Source organism: Actinoplanes octamycinicus (assembly GCF_014205225.1).
Lineage (GTDB): Bacteria > Actinomycetota > Actinomycetes > Mycobacteriales > Micromonosporaceae > Actinoplanes > Actinoplanes octamycinicus.
Window position 1 is genome coordinate 2550037 of the sequence record NZ_JACHNB010000001.1, and the last position, 17100, is coordinate 2567136.

The 17100-nt window shown below is 67.1% G+C and carries 31 protein-coding genes; all 31 read left to right on the top strand.

Going from position 1 to position 17100, the window contains the following annotated elements:
- The first annotated feature begins 13 nt into the window (after nucleotides 1-13).
- Complete coding sequence (gene tuf / locus BJY16_RS11485; RefSeq protein ID WP_185039458.1) at nucleotides 14-1207, top strand: elongation factor Tu; 1194 nt, start codon at nucleotides 14-16, stop codon at nucleotides 1205-1207.
- Between the two features lie 377 nt (nucleotides 1208-1584).
- The gene (gene rpsJ, locus BJY16_RS11490; RefSeq protein WP_007073037.1) at nucleotides 1585-1893 is read left to right on the top strand and encodes a 30S ribosomal protein S10; all 309 of its coding nucleotides are present in this window, start codon (nucleotides 1585-1587) and stop codon (nucleotides 1891-1893) included.
- Between the two features lie 12 nt (nucleotides 1894-1905).
- On the top strand, nucleotides 1906-2556 hold the full coding sequence (gene rplC, locus BJY16_RS11495; protein ID WP_185039459.1) for a 50S ribosomal protein L3: 651 nt from the start codon (nucleotides 1906-1908) through the stop codon (nucleotides 2554-2556).
- Nucleotides 2553-3200: a 50S ribosomal protein L4 gene (gene rplD / locus BJY16_RS11500; RefSeq protein WP_185039460.1), complete on the top strand. Its 648-nt coding sequence runs from the start codon at nucleotides 2553-2555 to the stop codon at nucleotides 3198-3200. Before rplC ends, rplD begins: the two co-directional genes overlap by 4 nt.
- A complete protein-coding gene (gene rplW / locus BJY16_RS11505; protein WP_122976227.1) occupies nucleotides 3197-3499 on the top strand; it encodes a 50S ribosomal protein L23 in 303 nt (100 codons plus the stop codon). Before rplD ends, rplW begins: the two co-directional genes overlap by 4 nt.
- A 14-nt stretch (nucleotides 3500-3513) precedes the next feature.
- Nucleotides 3514-4353 (top strand): 50S ribosomal protein L2, encoded by an 840-nt coding sequence (gene rplB, locus BJY16_RS11510; protein WP_185039461.1) that lies wholly within the window; start codon nucleotides 3514-3516, stop codon nucleotides 4351-4353.
- A 13-nt stretch (nucleotides 4354-4366) separates the two neighbouring features.
- Nucleotides 4367-4648 (top strand): 30S ribosomal protein S19, encoded by a 282-nt coding sequence (rpsS, locus tag BJY16_RS11515; protein WP_014687760.1) that lies wholly within the window; start codon nucleotides 4367-4369, stop codon nucleotides 4646-4648.
- Nucleotides 4649-4685: 37 nt separating this feature from the next.
- The gene (gene rplV, locus BJY16_RS11520) at nucleotides 4686-5144 is read left to right on the top strand and encodes a 50S ribosomal protein L22 (protein WP_185039462.1); all 459 of its coding nucleotides are present in this window, start codon (nucleotides 4686-4688) and stop codon (nucleotides 5142-5144) included.
- Nucleotides 5144-5995 (top strand): 30S ribosomal protein S3, encoded by an 852-nt coding sequence (rpsC, locus tag BJY16_RS11525; protein ID WP_185039463.1) that lies wholly within the window; start codon nucleotides 5144-5146, stop codon nucleotides 5993-5995. Before rplV ends, rpsC begins: the two co-directional genes overlap by 1 nt.
- A gap of 3 nt (nucleotides 5996-5998) precedes the next feature.
- Nucleotides 5999-6424 (top strand): 50S ribosomal protein L16, encoded by a 426-nt coding sequence (rplP, locus tag BJY16_RS11530; protein WP_014687763.1) that lies wholly within the window; start codon nucleotides 5999-6001, stop codon nucleotides 6422-6424.
- Nucleotides 6424-6657 carry a 50S ribosomal protein L29 gene (rpmC, locus tag BJY16_RS11535; protein ID WP_185039464.1) on the top strand — a complete coding sequence of 78 codons (234 nt, stop codon included), beginning with the start codon at nucleotides 6424-6426 and terminating at the stop codon, nucleotides 6655-6657. Before rplP ends, rpmC begins: the two co-directional genes overlap by 1 nt.
- Nucleotides 6654-6929 (top strand): 30S ribosomal protein S17, encoded by a 276-nt coding sequence (rpsQ, locus tag BJY16_RS11540; protein ID WP_185039465.1) that lies wholly within the window; start codon nucleotides 6654-6656, stop codon nucleotides 6927-6929. Before rpmC ends, rpsQ begins: the two co-directional genes overlap by 4 nt.
- A gap of 92 nt (nucleotides 6930-7021) precedes the next feature.
- A complete protein-coding gene (rplN, locus tag BJY16_RS11545) occupies nucleotides 7022-7390 on the top strand; it encodes a 50S ribosomal protein L14 (RefSeq protein ID WP_014687766.1) in 369 nt (122 codons plus the stop codon).
- Complete coding sequence (gene rplX, locus BJY16_RS11550) at nucleotides 7387-7707, top strand: 50S ribosomal protein L24 (RefSeq protein WP_185046399.1); 321 nt, start codon at nucleotides 7387-7389, stop codon at nucleotides 7705-7707. The genes rplN and rplX overlap by 4 nt, the downstream gene beginning before the upstream one ends.
- The gene (gene rplE / locus BJY16_RS11555) at nucleotides 7707-8276 is read left to right on the top strand and encodes a 50S ribosomal protein L5 (RefSeq protein ID WP_185039466.1); all 570 of its coding nucleotides are present in this window, start codon (nucleotides 7707-7709) and stop codon (nucleotides 8274-8276) included. Before rplX ends, rplE begins: the two co-directional genes overlap by 1 nt.
- Before the next feature lie 2 nt (nucleotides 8277-8278).
- Nucleotides 8279-8464, top strand: coding sequence for a type Z 30S ribosomal protein S14 (locus tag BJY16_RS11560; RefSeq protein WP_020513598.1), 186 nt, complete (start codon nucleotides 8279-8281; stop codon nucleotides 8462-8464).
- 78 nt (nucleotides 8465-8542) lie between these two features.
- A complete protein-coding gene (rpsH, locus tag BJY16_RS11565; protein ID WP_014440735.1) occupies nucleotides 8543-8950 on the top strand; it encodes a 30S ribosomal protein S8 in 408 nt (135 codons plus the stop codon).
- A 14-nt stretch (nucleotides 8951-8964) separates the two neighbouring features.
- Nucleotides 8965-9504 (top strand): 50S ribosomal protein L6, encoded by a 540-nt coding sequence (rplF, locus tag BJY16_RS11570; RefSeq protein ID WP_185039467.1) that lies wholly within the window; start codon nucleotides 8965-8967, stop codon nucleotides 9502-9504.
- Nucleotides 9501-9896, top strand: coding sequence for a 50S ribosomal protein L18 (rplR, locus tag BJY16_RS11575; RefSeq protein WP_425551354.1), 396 nt, complete (start codon nucleotides 9501-9503; stop codon nucleotides 9894-9896). The genes rplF and rplR overlap by 4 nt, the downstream gene beginning before the upstream one ends.
- A gap of 13 nt (nucleotides 9897-9909) precedes the next feature.
- Nucleotides 9910-10533: a 30S ribosomal protein S5 gene (gene rpsE / locus BJY16_RS11580; RefSeq protein WP_185039468.1), complete on the top strand. Its 624-nt coding sequence runs from the start codon at nucleotides 9910-9912 to the stop codon at nucleotides 10531-10533.
- Nucleotides 10533-10715, top strand: a complete 183-nt coding sequence (rpmD, locus tag BJY16_RS11585) for a 50S ribosomal protein L30 (RefSeq protein WP_014687772.1) — start codon at nucleotides 10533-10535, stop codon at nucleotides 10713-10715. The genes rpsE and rpmD overlap by 1 nt, the downstream gene beginning before the upstream one ends.
- Nucleotides 10715-11164 (top strand): 50S ribosomal protein L15, encoded by a 450-nt coding sequence (rplO, locus tag BJY16_RS11590; protein WP_185039469.1) that lies wholly within the window; start codon nucleotides 10715-10717, stop codon nucleotides 11162-11164. Before rpmD ends, rplO begins: the two co-directional genes overlap by 1 nt.
- A 230-nt stretch (nucleotides 11165-11394) precedes the next feature.
- On the top strand, nucleotides 11395-12735 hold the full coding sequence (gene secY / locus BJY16_RS11595) for a preprotein translocase subunit SecY (RefSeq protein WP_185039470.1): 1341 nt from the start codon (nucleotides 11395-11397) through the stop codon (nucleotides 12733-12735).
- A gap of 71 nt (nucleotides 12736-12806) precedes the next feature.
- Nucleotides 12807-13460, top strand: a complete 654-nt coding sequence (locus BJY16_RS11600; protein ID WP_014687775.1) for an adenylate kinase — start codon at nucleotides 12807-12809, stop codon at nucleotides 13458-13460.
- Nucleotide 13461: 1 nt separating this feature from the next.
- Nucleotides 13462-14295 (top strand): type I methionyl aminopeptidase, encoded by an 834-nt coding sequence (gene map, locus BJY16_RS11605; RefSeq protein ID WP_185039471.1) that lies wholly within the window; start codon nucleotides 13462-13464, stop codon nucleotides 14293-14295.
- Nucleotides 14296-14343: 48 nt separating this feature from the next.
- Nucleotides 14344-14772, top strand: a complete 429-nt coding sequence (locus BJY16_RS11610; protein WP_185046401.1) for a DUF1707 SHOCT-like domain-containing protein — start codon at nucleotides 14344-14346, stop codon at nucleotides 14770-14772.
- A 258-nt stretch (nucleotides 14773-15030) separates the two neighbouring features.
- Nucleotides 15031-15252, top strand: a complete 222-nt coding sequence (gene infA / locus BJY16_RS11615) for a translation initiation factor IF-1 (RefSeq protein ID WP_007073013.1) — start codon at nucleotides 15031-15033, stop codon at nucleotides 15250-15252.
- Nucleotides 15253-15301: 49 nt separating this feature from the next.
- Complete coding sequence (gene rpmJ, locus BJY16_RS11620) at nucleotides 15302-15418, top strand: 50S ribosomal protein L36 (protein WP_014687778.1); 117 nt, start codon at nucleotides 15302-15304, stop codon at nucleotides 15416-15418.
- Between the two features lie 150 nt (nucleotides 15419-15568).
- Nucleotides 15569-15949 carry a 30S ribosomal protein S13 gene (gene rpsM, locus BJY16_RS11625; RefSeq protein ID WP_185039472.1) on the top strand — a complete coding sequence of 127 codons (381 nt, stop codon included), beginning with the start codon at nucleotides 15569-15571 and terminating at the stop codon, nucleotides 15947-15949.
- 17 nt (nucleotides 15950-15966) lie between these two features.
- The gene (gene rpsK / locus BJY16_RS11630; RefSeq protein ID WP_014440747.1) at nucleotides 15967-16374 is read left to right on the top strand and encodes a 30S ribosomal protein S11; all 408 of its coding nucleotides are present in this window, start codon (nucleotides 15967-15969) and stop codon (nucleotides 16372-16374) included.
- Nucleotides 16375-16390: 16 nt separating this feature from the next.
- Nucleotides 16391-17017 carry a 30S ribosomal protein S4 gene (rpsD, locus tag BJY16_RS11635; RefSeq protein WP_014687780.1) on the top strand — a complete coding sequence of 209 codons (627 nt, stop codon included), beginning with the start codon at nucleotides 16391-16393 and terminating at the stop codon, nucleotides 17015-17017.
- Nucleotides 17018-17100: the final 83 nt, after the last annotated feature.

Here is a 17100-nt window from a genome sequence, read left to right on the forward strand (position 1 = left end):
CAGGAGGACACCAGTGGCGAAGGCGAAGTTCGAGCGGACTAAGCCGCACGTCAACATCGGCACCATTGGTCACATCGACCACGGTAAGACGACGCTGACTGCGGCCATCACCAAGGTCCTGCACGACGAGTTCCCCGAGCTGAACCCGTACACCCCGTTCGACGAGATCGACAAGGCGCCGGAGGAGAAGGCTCGTGGTATCACGATCTCCATCGCGCACGTCGAGTACCAGACCGCGGCGCGCCACTACGCGCACGTGGACTGCCCCGGCCACGCCGACTACATCAAGAACATGATCACCGGTGCCGCCCAGATGGACGGCGCGATCCTGGTCGTGGCCGCCACCGACGGCCCGATGCCGCAGACCAAGGAGCACGTCCTCCTGGCCCGCCAGGTCGGCGTTCCGTACATCGTCGTCGCCCTGAACAAGAGCGACATGGTCGAGGACGAGGAGCTCCTGGAGCTCGTCGAGCTCGAGGTCCGCGAGCTGCTCAGCACCTACGAGTTCCCGGGCGACGACCTGCCGGTCGTGCGCGTCTCGGCGCTCAAGGCGCTCGAGGGCGACCCGGAGTGGACCGGCCGCCTCATGGAGCTGATGAACGCGGTCGACACCGCGATCCCGCAGCCCGAGCGTGAGACCGAGAAGCCGTTCCTCATGCCGATCGAGGACGTCTTCACGATCACCGGTCGTGGCACCGTGGTGACCGGTCGCGCCGAGCGCGGCATCCTCAAGCCGAACGAGGAGGTCGAGATCGTCGGTATCCGCGAGAAGTCGACCAAGACCGTCTGCACCGGCATCGAGATGTTCCGCAAGCTGCTCGACGAGGCCCGCGCGGGTGAGAACGTCGGTCTGCTGCTCCGCGGCATCAAGCGCGAGGACGTCGAGCGCGGCATGGTCGTCGTGAAGCCGGGCACCACGACTCCGCACACGGAGTTCGAGGGCCAGGTCTACATCCTCTCGAAGGAGGAGGGTGGCCGGCACACCCCGTTCTTCCAGAACTACCGGCCGCAGTTCTACTTCCGCACCACGGACGTCACCGGCGTCGTCACGCTGCCCGAGGGCACCGAGATGGTCATGCCCGGCGACTCCACCTCGATGGCCGTGAAGCTGATCCAGCCGATCGCCATGGAGCAGGGTCTGAAGTTCGCGATCCGTGAGGGTGGCCGCACCGTCGGCGCCGGCACGGTCACGAAGATCATCAAGTGATTTTGAGGGGTGTTCACTTCGGTGAACACCCCTCGTTGGTGACCCCGATTAGCAATGCCGGAGTTAATCCGGCATACTAGTCAGGTTGCGTCCGCGCGGGGTGGGTAGTCGAGCCAGGTCAACTTTGACTTTGATCAACTACCCACCCTCGCCGGGTGTCCGGGTGTGTTTCTTTGCCGCCCGGCGCCCCAGATCCCCGCGATCGCGTCCGCCCCGAGACGGGGTGGAGGCCGGAAGCTGAGTGCCCAGCACTCTGTGACGAGGCGCGACACGCCCGACCGCGGGGGTCGGACAACGCAGGATCAACGGTCCTGCGGGCATGTGGAGGCCACCGCTTCCGCACGTAGCGGCATCGAGAGAAGGAAACAGAAGCCACCATGGCGGGACAGAAGATCCGCATCCGGCTCAAGGCCTATGACCACGAGGTCGTCGACTCCTCGGCGCGGAAGATCGTCGAGACGGTGACGCGTACCGGGGCGCAGGTCGCAGGCCCGGTGCCGCTGCCCACGGAGATCAACCGTTTCTGCGTGATCCGTTCGCCGCACAAGTACAAGGACTCGCGCGAGCACTTCGAGATGCGCACGCACAAGCGTCTGATCGACATCATCGACCCGACCCCGAAGACGGTCGACTCGCTCATGCGCCTCGACCTGCCGGCTGGCGTCGACATCGAGATCAAGCTGTAGGGATCCGGACAAATGGACAGGCAAGTGAAGGGGATCCTGGGCGCCAAGCTCGGCATGACCCAGGTCTGGGACAACAACAAGGTCGTCCCGGTAACCGTGGTGCAGGCCGGCCCGTGCGTCGTGACCCAGGTCCGCACCTCTGAGAAGGACGGCTACTCGGCTGTCCAGCTGGCGTACGGCGCGATTGACCCCCGCAAGGTCAACAAGCCGGAGAGCGGCCACTACGCGAAGGCCGGTGTGTCGCCGCGGCGTCACCTCGTCGAGCTTCGCACCGTCGACGCGAGCGAGTACGAGCTCGGCCAGGAAGTCACCGTCGACGCGTTCGCCGCGGGCCAGCCGATCGACGTGACCGGCAAGACCAAGGGCAAGGGCTACGCCGGTGTCATGAAGCGGCACGGCTTCCACGGTCTGCGCGCGAGCCACGGTGTCGAGCGCAAGCACCGCTCGCCCGGCTCGATCGGCGCCTGCGCCACCCCCGGCCGCGTCTTCAAGGGCGTCCGGATGGCCGGCCGGATGGGTAGCAAGCGCTACACCGTCCAGAACCTGACGATTCAGGCGGTCGACACCGAGCGCAACCTGATCCTGGTCAAGGGCGCGGTGCCCGGCCCCAAGGGTGCGCTGATCCTGGTCCGTAGCGCGGCCAAGAAGGGCGGTGCCAAGTGAGCTCGGTCGACATCATCAACGCCGAGGGCGCCAAGGCCGGCTCGGTCGACCTGCCCGCCAGCGTCTTCGACGCCCAGGCGAACATCCCGCTGATGCACCAGGTCGTCGTGGCCCAGCTGGCCGCGGCCCGGCAGGGTACGCACAAGGCGAAGACCCGCGGCGAGGTCGCCGGCGGCGGCAAGAAGCCGTACAAGCAGAAGGGCACCGGTCGCGCCCGCCAGGGCTCGATCCGCGCGCCGCAGTTCACCGGTGGTGGCGTCGTGCACGGCCCGGTGCCGCGCGACTACAGCCAGCGGACCCCGAAGAAGATGAAGGCCGCCGCGCTCCGTGGCGCCCTCTCGGACCGGGCCCGGGACGGCCGCGTGTTCGTCGTCGAGTCCTTCGTCACCGGCGAGACGCCGTCGACCAAGGCCGCCGTCGCCACGCTGCGGAAGGTCGCGCAGACCAAGAAGATCCTCGTCGTGCTGGACAGCCAGGACGAGCTGAACTGGATCTCGCTCCGCAACGAGCCGACCGTGCACCTCATCGAGGCCGGCCAGCTGAACACGTACGACGTGCTGGTCGCCGACGAGGTCGTCTTCACCAAGGTCGCGCTCGACGAGTTCCTGGGCGGGACCGAGAAGTCCGAGGAGGGCGACAAGTGAGCACGATCGCCGACCCGCGCGACATCATCGTCGCCCCGGTGGTCTCCGAGAAGAGCTACAGCGTTCTCGACCAGAACTGGTACACGTTCCTCGTCCACCCGGACGCGAACAAGACCCAGATCAAGATCGCGATCCAGCAGATCTTCAACGTCCGCGTGCTGACGGTGAACACCGCGAACCGCGAGGGCAAGCGCAAGCGCACCCGGACCGGCTTCGGTCAGCGCAAGGCGACCAAGCGCGCGATGGTGAAGCTGGCTGACGGTGACCGTATCGAGGCCTTCGGCGGCCCGGTCAGCTAAGGGGTTTGTGAATCATGGGAATCCGTAAGTACAAGCCGACCACGCCGGGCCGCCGCGGCTCGAGCGTCGCCGACTTCGCCGAGATCACCCGGTCGACGCCGGAGAAGTCTCTGCTGGTTCCGCTGCCCAAGAAGGGTGGTCGCAACGTCCACGGCCGCATCACCACGCGGCACCAGGGCGGTGGCCACAAGCGGCAGTACCGGCTGATCGACTTCAAGCGGAACGACAAGGACGGCGTGCCGGCCAAGGTCGCTCACATCGAGTACGACCCCAACCGCACCTCGCGCATCGCGCTGCTGCACTACGCGGACGGTGAGAAGCGCTACATCCTGGCGCCGAAGGACCTGAAGCAGGGCGACCGCGTCGAGTCGGGTGTGGGCGCGGACATCAAGCCGGGCAACAACCTGCCGCTGCGCAACATCCCGGTCGGTACGACGATCCACGGTGTGGAGCTTCGTCCCGGCGGTGGCGCCAAGCTGGCCCGTTCGGCCGGCGTGGGCATCCAGCTGCTCGGCCGTGAGGGTGTGTACGCCACGCTGCGTATGCCCTCCGGTGAGATCCGTCGCGTCGACGTGCGCTGCCGCGCCACCGTCGGCGAGATCGGCAACGCCGAGCAGTCGAACATCAACTGGGGTAAGGCCGGCCGTATGCGGTGGAAGGGCAAGCGCCCGACCGTCCGTGGTGTCGCCATGAACCCCGTCGACCACCCGCACGGTGGTGGTGAGGGTAAGACCTCCGGTGGTCGTCACCCGGTCAACCCGGCTGGTAAGCCGGAGGGCCGTACCCGCCGCAAGGGCCAGGAGAGCGACAAGCTGATCGTTCGCCGCCGCTACGCCACCCGCAAGCGCGGGTAACGGGAGTTAAAAGATGCCTCGCAGCCTGAAGAAGGGCCCGTTCGTCGACGACCACCTGCTCAAGAAGGTGGAAGTCCAGAACGAGAAGAACTCGAAGAACGTCATCAAGACCTGGTCGCGGCGTTCGACCATCATCCCGGACATGCTCGGGCACACGATCGCCGTGCACGACGGGCGCAAGCACGTCCCGGTGTTCGTCACCGAGGCGATGGTCGGGCACAAGCTCGGCGAGTTCGCTCTGACCCGCACGTTCAAGGGTCACGAGAAGGACGACCGCAAGAGCCGTCGTCGCTAAGCAGATACACGGATTAGAGGATTTAGGAGCTACAGCGATGCCAGCAAAGGGCGACGCTCCGGTGCTTCCGGGCGCGCGGGCGATTGCGCGACACGTGCGCCTCTCGCCGACCAAGGCGCGCCGGGTGGTCAACCTCGTCCGCGGTCTGCCCGCGAAGGAGGCGCTGACCGTCCTGCAGTTCGCGCCGCAGGCCGCCAGCGAGCAGGTCTACAAGGTGCTTGCCAGTGCCGTGGCGAACGCGGAGAACAACGAGCGGCTCGACCCCGACGCCCTCCTCGTGAGCGAGGCGTTCGTCGACGAGGGTCCGACGCTCAAGCGGTTCCGTCCGCGGGCGCAGGGCCGGGCGTACCGGATCCGCAAGCGCACGTGTCACATCACGATCGCGGTCGAGGCGGTCCAGTCGGACCGCCCGGCGAAGAAGGCAGCGGCGAAGAAGGCTGACAAGGCCGCCGAGCCTGCTGCCGCCGAGTCCCAGAGCACGGAGGGTGCCGAGTAATGGGTCAGAAGGTTCACCCCACCGGGTTCCGCCTCGGCATCTCCACCGACTGGAAGAGCCGCTGGTTCGCGGACAAGCTCTACAAGGACTACATCGGCGAGGACGTCAAGATCCGCCGGATGATGTCCAAGGGCCTCGAGCGCGCCGGCATCTCCAAGGTGGACATCGAGCGGACCCGCGACCGGGTCCGGGTCGACATCCACACCGCCCGGCCGGGCATCGTCATCGGCCGTAAGGGCGCGGAGGCCGACCGGATCCGCGGCGAGCTCGAGAAGCTCACCGGCAAGCAGGTCCAGCTGAACATCCTCGAGGTGAAGAGCCCCGAGTCGGACGCGCAGCTGGTGGCCCAGGGCGTCGCCGAGCAGCTGTCCTCCCGGGTCAGCTTCCGCCGGGCGATGCGCAAGGCCATGCAGTCGGCCATGAAGAACCCGATCTGCAAGGGCATCCGGGTGCAGGTCTCCGGCCGCCTCGGCGGCGCGGAGATGAGCCGCACGGAGTTCTACCGTGAGGGTCGCGTTCCGCTGCACACGCTGCGGGCGAACATCGAGTACGGCTTCTTCGAGGCCCGTACCACGTTCGGCCGGATCGGCGTGAAGGTCTGGATCTACAAGGGCGACGCCGTTCCGGGCCGCGAGGCTGTGGCCGAGGCGCCGGCGCGTCCGCGCCGCGACCGTGCCGACCGTCCCGAGCGTCCGCGCCGTGGCCGTTCCGGTTCGTCCGGCACGACCGCGGGTGGCACCGAGGCCGGCCGGGCTGCGGCCCAGTCCCGGTCCACCGCCGACGGCGACAATGCGAACGACGCCGCGGTTGCCGCGGCTCCGGCTCCGGCCGAGACGCAGCAGGAGGGCTGACACATGCTGATGCCGCGTAAGCCCCCAAAGGGCTTCCGTAAGCCGCACCACCCGGACCGCCACGGCGCGTCCAAGGGCGGCAACCGGGTCGTCTTCGGCGAGTTCGGTATCCAGGCGCTGGAGCCCGCGTACGTGACGAACCGGCAGATCGAGTCGGCGCGTATCGCGATGACCCGTCACATCAAGCGTGGCGGTAAGGTCTGGATCTCGATCTTCCCGGACCAGGCTCTGACCAAGAAGCCGGCCGAGACCCGGATGGGTTCCGGTAAGGGTTCTCCCGAGTGGTGGGTGGCGAACGTCAAGCCGGGTCGCATCCTCTTCGAGATGTCGTTCCCGAACGAGACGGTCGCGCGTGAGGCGATGCGCCGCGCGATCCACAAGCTCCCGATGAAGTGCCGCATCGTGACGCGCGAAGTGGGTGAAAGCTGATGGCAGCGGGCGTTAAGGCAGCCGAGCTCCGCGAACTCTCCGAGGAGGAGCTGGTCGCGAAGCTGCGGGAGGCCAAGGCGGAGCTGTTCAACCTTCGCGTGCAGCGCGCGACCGGCCAGCTCGACAATCACCGTCGGCTGCAGGTCGTCCGCAAGGACGTCGCGAAGATCTACACGATCATGCGTGAGCGGGAGCTGGGTCTCTCGGTCGCGCCGGATGAGGTGACGGCATGAGTGAGAACACCACCGCCGCTCCGCGCGCTCAGCGCAAGGTGCGTGAGGGTCTCGTGGTCAGCGACAAGATGGACAAGACCGTCGTCGTCGAGGTCGAGGACCGGGTCAAGCACGCGCTGTACGGCAAGGTCATCCGCCGTACCCGCAAGCTGAAGGTGCACGACGAGCAGAACTCGGCGGGCATCGGCGACCGTGTCTCGATCATGGAGACTCGTCCGCTCTCCGCCACCAAGCGGTGGCGGATCGTGGAGATCCTCGAAAAGGCCAAGTGAGTACGCTGGGCCGGCTACGGCCGGCCCAGCGGACCATCGTTCCGCCAAGCTTCGGTGCGTTTCCGGAGAACTGGCAGACATAGGAGACAGACGTGATCCAGCAGGAGTCGCGACTGCGCGTCGCCGACAACACGGGTGCCCGGGAGATCCTGTGCATCCGCGTACTCGGTGGCTCCGGTCGCCGTTACGCGAGCATCGGCGACGTCATCGTGGCCACGGTCAAGGACGCCATCCCCGGCGCCGGTGTGAAGAAGGGTGACGTCGTCAAGGCGGTCATCGTCCGCACCAGCAAGGAACGGCGTCGTCCGGACGGCTCGTACATCCGCTTCGACGAGAACGCCGCCGTCATCATCAAGGACGGCGGGGACCCCCGCGGTACCCGCATCTTCGGCCCGGTCGGCCGCGAGCTGCGCGACAAGCGGTTCATGAAGATCATCAGCCTGGCGCCGGAGGTGCTCTGACCGTGAAGATCAAGAAGGGCGACACGGTCGTCGTCATCGCCGGCAAGGACAAGGGTGCCAAGGGTAAGGTCATCGCGGCCTTCCCGCGGCAGGACAAGGTCCTGGTCGAGGGCGTCAATCGGGTCAAGAAGCACGAACGCATCCGCACCACCCAGCGTGGTTCGAAGACCGGTGGCATCGTCACGCAGGAAGCCGCGATCCACATCTCCAACGTGCAGATCCTGGACGACCAGGGTAAGCCGACCCGGATCGGTTACCGGATCGACGAGAACGGCACCAAGGTCCGTATCGCGCGTACGACCGGTAAGGAACTGTGATGACTGCCGCCACTGAGACGAAGACGCAGCCGCGTCTGAAGAGCAAGTACCGGGCCGAGGTCCTCCCGGCGCTGCAGGAGCAGTACAAGTACGGCAACCCCATGCAGATCCCCGGCCTGGTCAAGGTCGTCGTGAACATGGGTGTCGGCGAGGCTGCCCGGGACGCCAAGCTGATCGACGGCGCGGTGCGTGACCTGACCACGATCACCGGCCAGAAGCCGCTGGTGCGGCGGGCGACCAAGTCGATCGCGCAGTTCAAGCTCCGTGAGGGCATGCCGATCGGCGCCAAGGTCACCCTCCGCGGCGACCGGATGTGGGAGTTCCTGGACCGGCTGCTGTCCATCTCGCTGCCGCGTATCCGTGACTTCCGTGGTCTCGACGGTCGCAAGCTGGACGGCCACGGCAACTACACCTTCGGCCTGACCGAGCAGTCGGTGTTCCACGAGATCGATCAGGACAAGATCGACCGGCCGCGGGGCATGGACATCACGATCGTCACGACGGCCACGACCGACGACGAGGGCCGGGCGCTGCTGAAGCTCCTGGGCTTCCCGTTCAAGGAGAACTGAGCATGGCTAAGAAGGCGCTGATCCTCAAGGCGGCCGCGAAGCCGAAGTTCGCCGTGCGCGCTTACACCCGCTGCCAGAAGTGCGGTCGCCCGCACTCGGTCTACCGCAAGTTCGGCCTGTGCCGGGTTTGCGTGCGGGACATGGCTCACCGTGGTGAGCTGCCCGGCGTGTCCAAGGCCTCCTGGTAACCCGACTTAGAAATACCGCTTCGCCGTAGGCCTGGCTTCAACACCGGGAACCCCGGCGAGAAAGGTTGACGAATACCCATGACGATGACGGACCCGATCGCAGACATGCTGACGCGTCTGCGCAACGCCAACCAGGCGTACCACGACAAGGTGACCATGCCGTACTCGAAGATCAAGGCGAACATCGCCGAGGTCCTCAAGGCGGAGGGCTACATCGCGTCCTGGACGTCTGAGGAGCCCGAGGAGGGCGCGGTCGGCAAGCGTCTGGTCGTTGAGCTCAAGTACGGCCAGAACCGCGAGCGCAGCCTCGCCGGCATCAAGCGCGTCTCGAAGCCGGGCCTGCGGGTTTACGCCAAGTCCGACGAGCTGCCCCGCGTGCTCGGTGGCCTCGGTGTCGCGATCATTTCGACGTCCCAGGGACTGCTGACCGACAAGCAGGCCCGCAAGCGGAGCGTTGGCGGGGAAGTCCTCGCCTTCGTCTGGTAACTGGAGACTTAGACATGTCGCGAATCGGACGTAAGTCGATCCCGGTCCCGGCCGGCGTCGACGTCACCATCACGGGCCAGACCGTCAAGGTCAAGGGCCCCAAGGGCGAGCTCTCGCACACCGTGGCCGAGCCGATCACGGTGTCCCAGGAGGGCGCCGAGCTGGTCGTCAACCGCCCGAACGACGAGCGCAAGGCCAAGGAGCTGCACGGTCTCTCGCGCACCCTGGTCGCCAACATGATCGTCGGTGTGACCGAGGGCTACAAGAAGACCCTCGAGATCAACGGCACCGGTTACCGTGTCACCGCCAAGGGCAAGGACCTGGAGTTCGCTCTCGGGTTCTCGCACCCGGTGAACATCGTGCCGCCGGCCGGCATCACCTTCTCGGTGGAGAAGCCCACCCAGTTCACCGTGGCGGGCATCGACAAGCAGCTGGTCGGCGAGGTCGCCGCCAACATCCGGAAGATCCGCCCGCCGGAGCCCTACAAGGGCAAGGGCGTCAAGTACCAGGGCGAGGTCATCCGCCGCAAGGCTGGAAAGGCAGGTAAGAAGTGACCGCCACGCTGCTCAAGCGCCGCAATGGCGGCGGTGTCGCCGCTCGGCGCGCCGTTGGCAAGGCGCGTCGGCACTTCCGGGTCCGCAAGAACGTGCGCGGCACCGCCGAGCGTCCCCGTCTGGTCGTCACCCGGTCTACGCGGAACATCACCGCGCAGATCATCGACGACCTCAAGGGCCACACGCTCGCTTCGGCCTCGACCCTCGACACCACGATCCGGGGCACCGAGGGCGACAAGAGCGCGCAGGCCGGCAAGGTCGGCACGCTCCTCGCCGAGCGGGCCAAGGCCGCGGGTATTTCCAAGGTCGTCTTCGACCGCGGTGGCAACAAGTACGCGGGGCGTATCGCCGCGCTTGCCGATGCCGCTCGCGAAGCCGGACTCGAGTTCTAGGAGGAATTGACCAATGCCTGGTCAGCAGCGCCGTGGCGGCGGGTCCGGCGGTAACAACGAGGGTGGCGGCCGCCGCGACAACCGTCGTGAGGGCGGTCGCGGCAACGCGCCCGTCGAGAAGACCCCGCACCTCGAGCGGGTCGTCGCGATCAACCGTGTCGCCAAGGTCGTCAAGGGTGGTCGGCGCTTCAGCTTCACCGCCCTGGTGATCGTCGGCGACGGTGACGGCACCGTCGGTGTCGGTTACGGAAAGGCCAAGGAGGTGCCCGCGGCGATCGCCAAGGGCGTCGAGGAGGCCAAGAAGCACTTCTTCAAGGTCCCGCGGATCGGTGCGACCATTCCGCACCCGATCACGGGTGAGGCTGCCGCGGGTGTCGTCCTGCTCAAGCCGGCGTCCGCTGGTACCGGTGTCATCGCCGGTGGCCCGGTGCGCGCCGTGCTGGAGTGCGCGGGCATCCACGACATCCTGTCGAAGAGCCTCGGCTCCTCGAACCCGATCAACATCGTCCACGCCACTGTGGCGGCGCTGAAGGGCCTCGAGTCCCCGGAGCAGGTCGCGGCTCGCCGCAGCCTCCCGGTCGAGGACGTGGCGCCGGCGGCCATGCTGGCGGCGCGTGCGGAAGCGGCGGTGCACTGATGGCTCGCTTGAAGGTCACCCAGATCCGGTCCGAGATCGGCCGTAAGCAGAACCAGCGGGACTCCCTGCGGTCGCTCGGCCTCAAGCGGATCAACGATGTGGTGGTCAAGGAGGACCGTCCCGAGATCCGGGGCATGATCTTCGCCGTGAACCACCTCGTCACTGTCGAGGAGGTCGAGTAATGGCGATCAAGATTCATGACCTGAAGCCGGCTCCCGGGGCCAAGACCAAGAAGACCCGCGTGGGTCGTGGTGAGGGCTCCAAGGGCAAGACGGCCGGTCGCGGTACCAAGGGCACCGGCGCCCGGAAGAACACTCCGGCGTCGTTCGAGGGTGGGCAGATGCCTATCCACATGCGCCTGCCGAAGCTCAAGGGCCTGAAGAACCGGCCGCGCAACAAGGTCGTCTTCCAGGTCGTCAACCTGGACCGCCTCGCCGAGCTGTTCCCGAACGGCGGCGAGGTCGGCCCGGCCGAGCTGGTCGAGGCCGGCGCGGTGCGCAAGGGCCAGCCGGTCAAGGTGCTGGGCTCCGGCGAGCTGGGTGGTGTGTCGCTGACCCTGTCGGCGCACGCGTTCAGCGAGTCGGCCAAGGAGAAGATCGCAGCCGCGGGTGGGTCCACCACCGAGCTGTGAGGCTTGCGGGGATGCTCGTCCGGACTGATGTTCGGCGAGCATCCCCTTGTGGCGTTTGACCAGCACTTATGTGATTGGTCGTGACGCAGCGCCGCGTGGACGGCTACCGTGGCTGACCACGGCTGGCCAAGACTGTTAGAGTCCGTTTCCAGCTAGGGACATCGGTCATCCGGACCGTTGCCCTCCCCCCGTACCGCCGACCGGCGGTCACCTCGCGCAGGAGGAAGAAGTTGCTCTCCGCTTTTACGAGTGCGTTGCGGACGCCTGACCTGCGCAAGAAATTGTTGTTCACGGTCGCGATGATCGCCATTTACCGGCTCGGCGCCACCTTGCCCAGCCCCGGCGTGTCGTACACCAATGTGCGGGCCTGTCTGAAGCTGACCGAGGCGTCGGGCAACCAGGTTCTGAACCTGCTGAACCTGTTCTCCGGCGGCGCTCTGCTCCAGCTCTCGGTCTTCGCGCTCGGCATCATGCCGTACATCACCGCGTCGATTATCCTGCAGCTGCTGACCGTGGTGATTCCGCGGCTCGAGCAGCTCCGCAAGGAGGGTCAGTCCGGTCAGGCGAAGATCACCCAGTACACCCGGTACCTCACCCTGGGCCTGGCGATCCTGCAGTCCTCGGCGTTCGTCGCCCTGGCCCGCACCGGCCAGCTGTTCGGCGGTCTGTGCGACCAGGACAACCCGCAGTACCAGATCATCCCCGAGGGCACCGGCATCCCGATGTGGCTGACCCTGACGGTCCTGGTGATGACGATGACCGCCGGCACCGGTGTGGTCATGTGGCTCGGCGAGCTGGTCACCGACCGTGGCGTCGGCAACGGCATGTCCGTCCTGATCTTCACCTCGATCGCGGCCCGCCTCCCCGGTGAGGGCTGGACCATCAAGCAGTCCGCCGGCACCGCCAAGTTCCTCCTGGTGATCGCGCTGGTCCTGGTGATCATCGGCCTGGTGGTCTTCATCGAGCAGGCCCAGCGGCGCATCCCGGTGCAGTACGCCAAGCGCATGATCGGCCGGCGGATGTACGGCGGCACCTCGACCTACATCCCGCTGAAGGTGAACCAGGCGGGTGTCGTCCCGGTCATCTTCGCGTCGTCGCTGCTCTACCTGCCGCAGCTGTACTTGCAGTTCTTCGACCAGAACAACCTGAAGCCCTACCAGGTGTGGATCCAGAACTGGCTGGCGTCGCCGACCAGCTGGCTGTACATCACGGTCTACTTCCTGCTGATCATCTTCTTCACGTACTTCTACGTGTCGATCACGTTCAACCCGACCGAGGTCGCGGAGAACATGAAGAAGTACGGTGGGTTCGTCCCGGGTATCCGCCCGGGCAAGCCGACCGCCGACTACCTGGACTTCATCCTCAGCCGGATCACCCTGCCGGGCGCTCTCTACCTCGGCCTGATCTCCGTCCTGCCGAACTTCTTCTTCATCTGGCTGGACCAGAAGCAGTACCAGAACTTCCCGTTCGGTGGCACCGCCGTGCTGATCATGGTGGGCGTCGGCCTGGAGACGGTGAAGCAGATCGAGAGCCAGCTCATGCAGCGGAACTACGAAGGGTTCCTCCGGTAGTGGGTACGCGGGGCCGGGGGGCTCTGGCGGCGGTTGGCGTGGCTTCTTGCGGACGAAGCGAGGCGATGTAGGTGCGGCTGGTACTGGTGGGCCCTCCGGGGGCCGGCAAGGGGACCCAGGCTGAGTTCATCGCCGCCCATCTCGCCGTACCGAAGATCTCGACCGGGGACATCTTCCGGGCCAACGTGTCGCAGGGGACCCCGCTCGGGGTCGAGGCCAAGCGGTACATGGACGCCGGGCAGCTGGTGCCGGACGAGGTGACGATCAACATGGTCCGCGACCGGCTGGCCGAGCCGGACGCCGGCGACGGCTTCCTGCTCGACGGGTTCCCGCGCACCGTGCCGCAGGCCGCCGCGCTGGACAAGCTGCTCGCCGACCTGGGCACCGCGCTGGACCTGGTGATGGAGCTCGTGGTCGACGACGACGAGGTGATCCGGCGGCTCTCCGGCCGCCGGACCTGCCGGGGCTGCGGCAAGATCTGGCACGTCGAGTTCGACCCGACCAGCAAGGAGAACATCTGCGACCGCTGCGGGTCGGAGCTGTTCCAGCGGGACGACGACAAGGCCGAGACGATCGCCAACCGCCTGGTGGAGTACGCGGACAAGACCGCGCCCCTGGTCGACTACTACGGCGCCCAGGGCAAGCTGGTGGGCATCGACGCGACCGGCCCGGTGGAGGACGTCACGGTGCGCGCGATCGACGCCCTGCGGTCGTACGGAGGCTGACGTGTCTCGTCAGGATTCCGGGATCCAGCTGAAGTCGGCGGAGCAGATCGAGAAGATGCGGGCGGCCGGTCTGGTCGTCCACGCGGCGCTGGAGGCGATGCGCGAGGCTGTCGCCCCCGGCGTTTCGACCGCCGACCTCGACGCCATCGCGGAGAAGGTGATCCGCGACCACGGGGCGATCCCGTCGTTCAAGGGCTACCACGGCTTCCCGGCCTCGATCTGCGCGTCGAACAACGAGCAGGTCGTGCACGGCATCCCGAGCCACGAGCAGATCCTCGTCGAGGGCGACCTGATCTCGCTGGACTGCGGCGCGATCCTCAACGACTGGCACGGCGACTCGGCGATCACGGTGGGCGTCGGCGAGACCGACCCGGCGCTGCTGCGGATGGCCGAGGTGGCCGAGGACGCGATGTGGGCCGGGATCGCCGCCGCCGCCCGCGGGGTGGCGAACGGGCGGGGCCGGCTCACCGACATCTCGTTCAACATCGAGAAGGTGATCCGCAAGGCCGGGCGGTACGGCATCGTCGACGGCTACGGCGGGCACGGCATCGGCACCGAGATGCACCAGGAGCCGCACGTGCTCAACCACGGCAAGCCGGGGCGGGGCCCGCGGCTGGTCGCGGGGATGGCGCTGGCCATCGAGCCGATGATCACGATGGGTTCGCCGCGGACGCTGGAGCTCTCCGACGGCTGGACCGTGGTGACCCGGGACGGGTCCCGCGCGGCGCACGTGGAGCACACCATGGCGCTGCTGGACGACGGGGTGTGGGTGACCACCGCCCTGGACGGCGGCCGGGCCCGTCTCGGCGATCTGGTGACCGCTCGGCAGCCCTAGGATCACGAGCGCGCGCCTGGCATGCTGTGACGCATGGGACGCGAGGGGATGCGCGCTGGCGACAGTGATCGGCAGCGCGTAGCGGATCAGTTGAAGACCGCGCTCGACGAGGGCCGGCTCGATCTGAACGAGTACGACGAGCGGGTCCAGCGGGCCTACAGCGCCCGGACCTACGCCGATCTGGACGGTCTCCTCGACGACCTGCCGGGCACCGTCCCGCCGCGGCAGTCGCAGGTGCAGCCGCACGCGCCGGCGGCGCACCCGGCCGCTGCGCCGGTCGGCAGGGACGCGCGGGGCCACGGCGGCCGGCACACCTTCCAGTCGGCCCTGACCGCCTTCCTGATCTGCACGGTGATCTGGGCGGTCACCTCGTTCACCGCGGGGCACGCCTACTATTTCTGGCCCGCCTGGGTGCTGATCCCGGTGATCATCACCGGCGTCGGCGCCCTGACCGAGCGCGGCCGTCGGGACCGCTGAGCGGGTTTCCGAGGGTCCTCCGGCGAGGCCGGAGAGGCCGCTGGGACCCGCGTGACACGCCCGACTCCGGGTAACGGTGACCTCGGTTTGGCGTCCCCGAAACGTGCGCGTAGACTGGCTTGCTGGCGCGCAGCGTCCACTCTTTCATGTCCTCAGCGCTTCGAGGACCGAGGGAGCCGCGGCTGGTCCGGACCCCGAGCGGTTCGGGTACGACGTTGCACAGCCTGCCCCAGAACCCGATGTCAGGTAGCGGAGGACATGCCTAAGAAAGACGGAGCCATCGAGATCGAAGGCCGAGTGATCGAGCCCCTGCCGAACGCCATGTTCCGCGTTGAGCTCGCCAATGGTCACAAGGTCCTGGCACACATCTCCGGGAAGATGCGCCAGCACTACATCCGCATCCTTCCCGAGGACAGGGTCGTCGTCGAACTCTCGCCGTACGACCTGACCCGCGGGCGAATCGTCTACCGCTACAAGTAACGGGTCACGGGGTCTCCACATCCCGTCTGACTGAGAGTTAAGGCAAACCGTGAAGGTCAAGCCGAGCGTCAAGCGGATCTGCAACAACTGCCGGATCATCCGGCGGCACGGCCGGGTCATGGTCATCTGCTCCACCGACCCGCGTCACAAGCAGCGCCAGGGCTGAGTAGACCCGCGCAGGATCCGCACCACTGAATAAGCCCGTCCCAGCCGCCATCCGGCGGCTGTACCCCCGGTCGGAGGCCGGGGCCCGCCCGGGCAGGCGGGGAGGGACGGGCACAGACCTCCGCGACAACAACGAGGAGTACGCCCACTAATGGCACGTCTCGTCGGCGTCGATCTTCCCCGCGAGAAGCGGATGGAGATCGCGCTCACCTACATCTTCGGGATCGGGCGCACCCGGTCTGTCGAAGCACTGAACGCTACGGCGATCGACCTGAACAAGCGCGCCAAGGACCTCACTGAAGAGGAGCTGCTGAAGCTCCGCGAATACATTGAGGCCAACTTCAAGGTTGAGGGCGACCTGCGCCGCGAGGTCGCCGCGGACATCCGCCGCAAGGTTGAGATCGGCTGCTACGCCGGCATCCGCCACCGCAAGGGCCTGCCCGTTCGGGGTCAGCGGACCCGGACCAACGCTCGTACCCGTAAGGGCCCGAAGCGCACGGTCGCCGGTAAGAAGAAGCCCGGTCGGAAGTAATAGGAGCGCACTGACTTATGCCACCGAAGGCACGCGCAGGGGCCGCAGTCAAGAAGGTCCGGCGCAAGGAACGCAAGAACGTCGCCCACGGGCAGGCGCACATCAAGAGCACCTTCAACAACACCATCGTGTCGATCACCGACCCGACCGGTGCGGTCATCTCCTGGGCCTCGTCCGGCCAGGTGGGCTTCAAGGGCTCCCGCAAGTCGACTCCGTTCGCCGCGCAGCTGGCCGCCGAGGCCGCCGCCCGCCGGGCCATGGAGCACGGCATGCGCAAGGTCGACGTGTTCGTCAAGGGCCCCGGCTCCGGCCGGGAGACCGCCATCCGTTCGCTGCAGGCCGCCGGTCTCGAGGTCGGTCAGATCTCCGACGTGACCCCGCAGCCGCACAACGGGTGCCGTCCGCCGAAGCGTCGCCGGGTCTAAGGGAGATATCGAAGCAATGGCTCGTTACGTTGGTGCGGACTGCAAGCGCTGCCGCCGCGAGAAGATGAAGCTGTTCCTCAAGGGCAGCAAGTGCGACGGGCCGAAGTGCCCGTTCGAGTCGCGTCCCTTCCCGCCCGGCCAGCACGGCCGTGGCCGGACCAAGGAGACCGAGTACCTGCTCCAGCACCGCGAGAAGCAGAAGGCCCGCCGCGTCTACGGCGTGCTGGAGAAGCAGTTCCGCGGGTACTACGAGGAGGCTGTCACCAAGCCCGGCAAGACCGGTGAGGTGCTGCTGCAGATCCTCGAGTCGCGTCTGGACAACGTCGTCTACCGGGCCGGCTACGCCGCGTCCCGCGACGCCGCCCGCCAGCTGGTCAAGCACGGCCACTTCCTGGTGAACGGCGTCAAGGTCGACATCCCGTCGTACCGGGTGAAGGAGCACGACATCGTCACGCTCCGGGAGAAGTCCAAGGAGATGACTCCCTTCGTCGTCGCGCAGGCCCAGGCCGGTTCCCGGCCGGTGCCGGCCTGGCTCGAGCCCATCCCGAGCGAGATGAAGATCCTGATCCACACGCTCCCGGCCCGCGCTGTCATCGACACGCAGGTCCAGGAGCAGCTGATCGTCGAGCTCTACTCCAAGTAGCAGCTCTTTCGAGGTGCCGGCCGCGAGGCCGGCACCTCGAAAACGCATCGGACGGCCATCAAATAGCGGGTGGCCCGACAGAA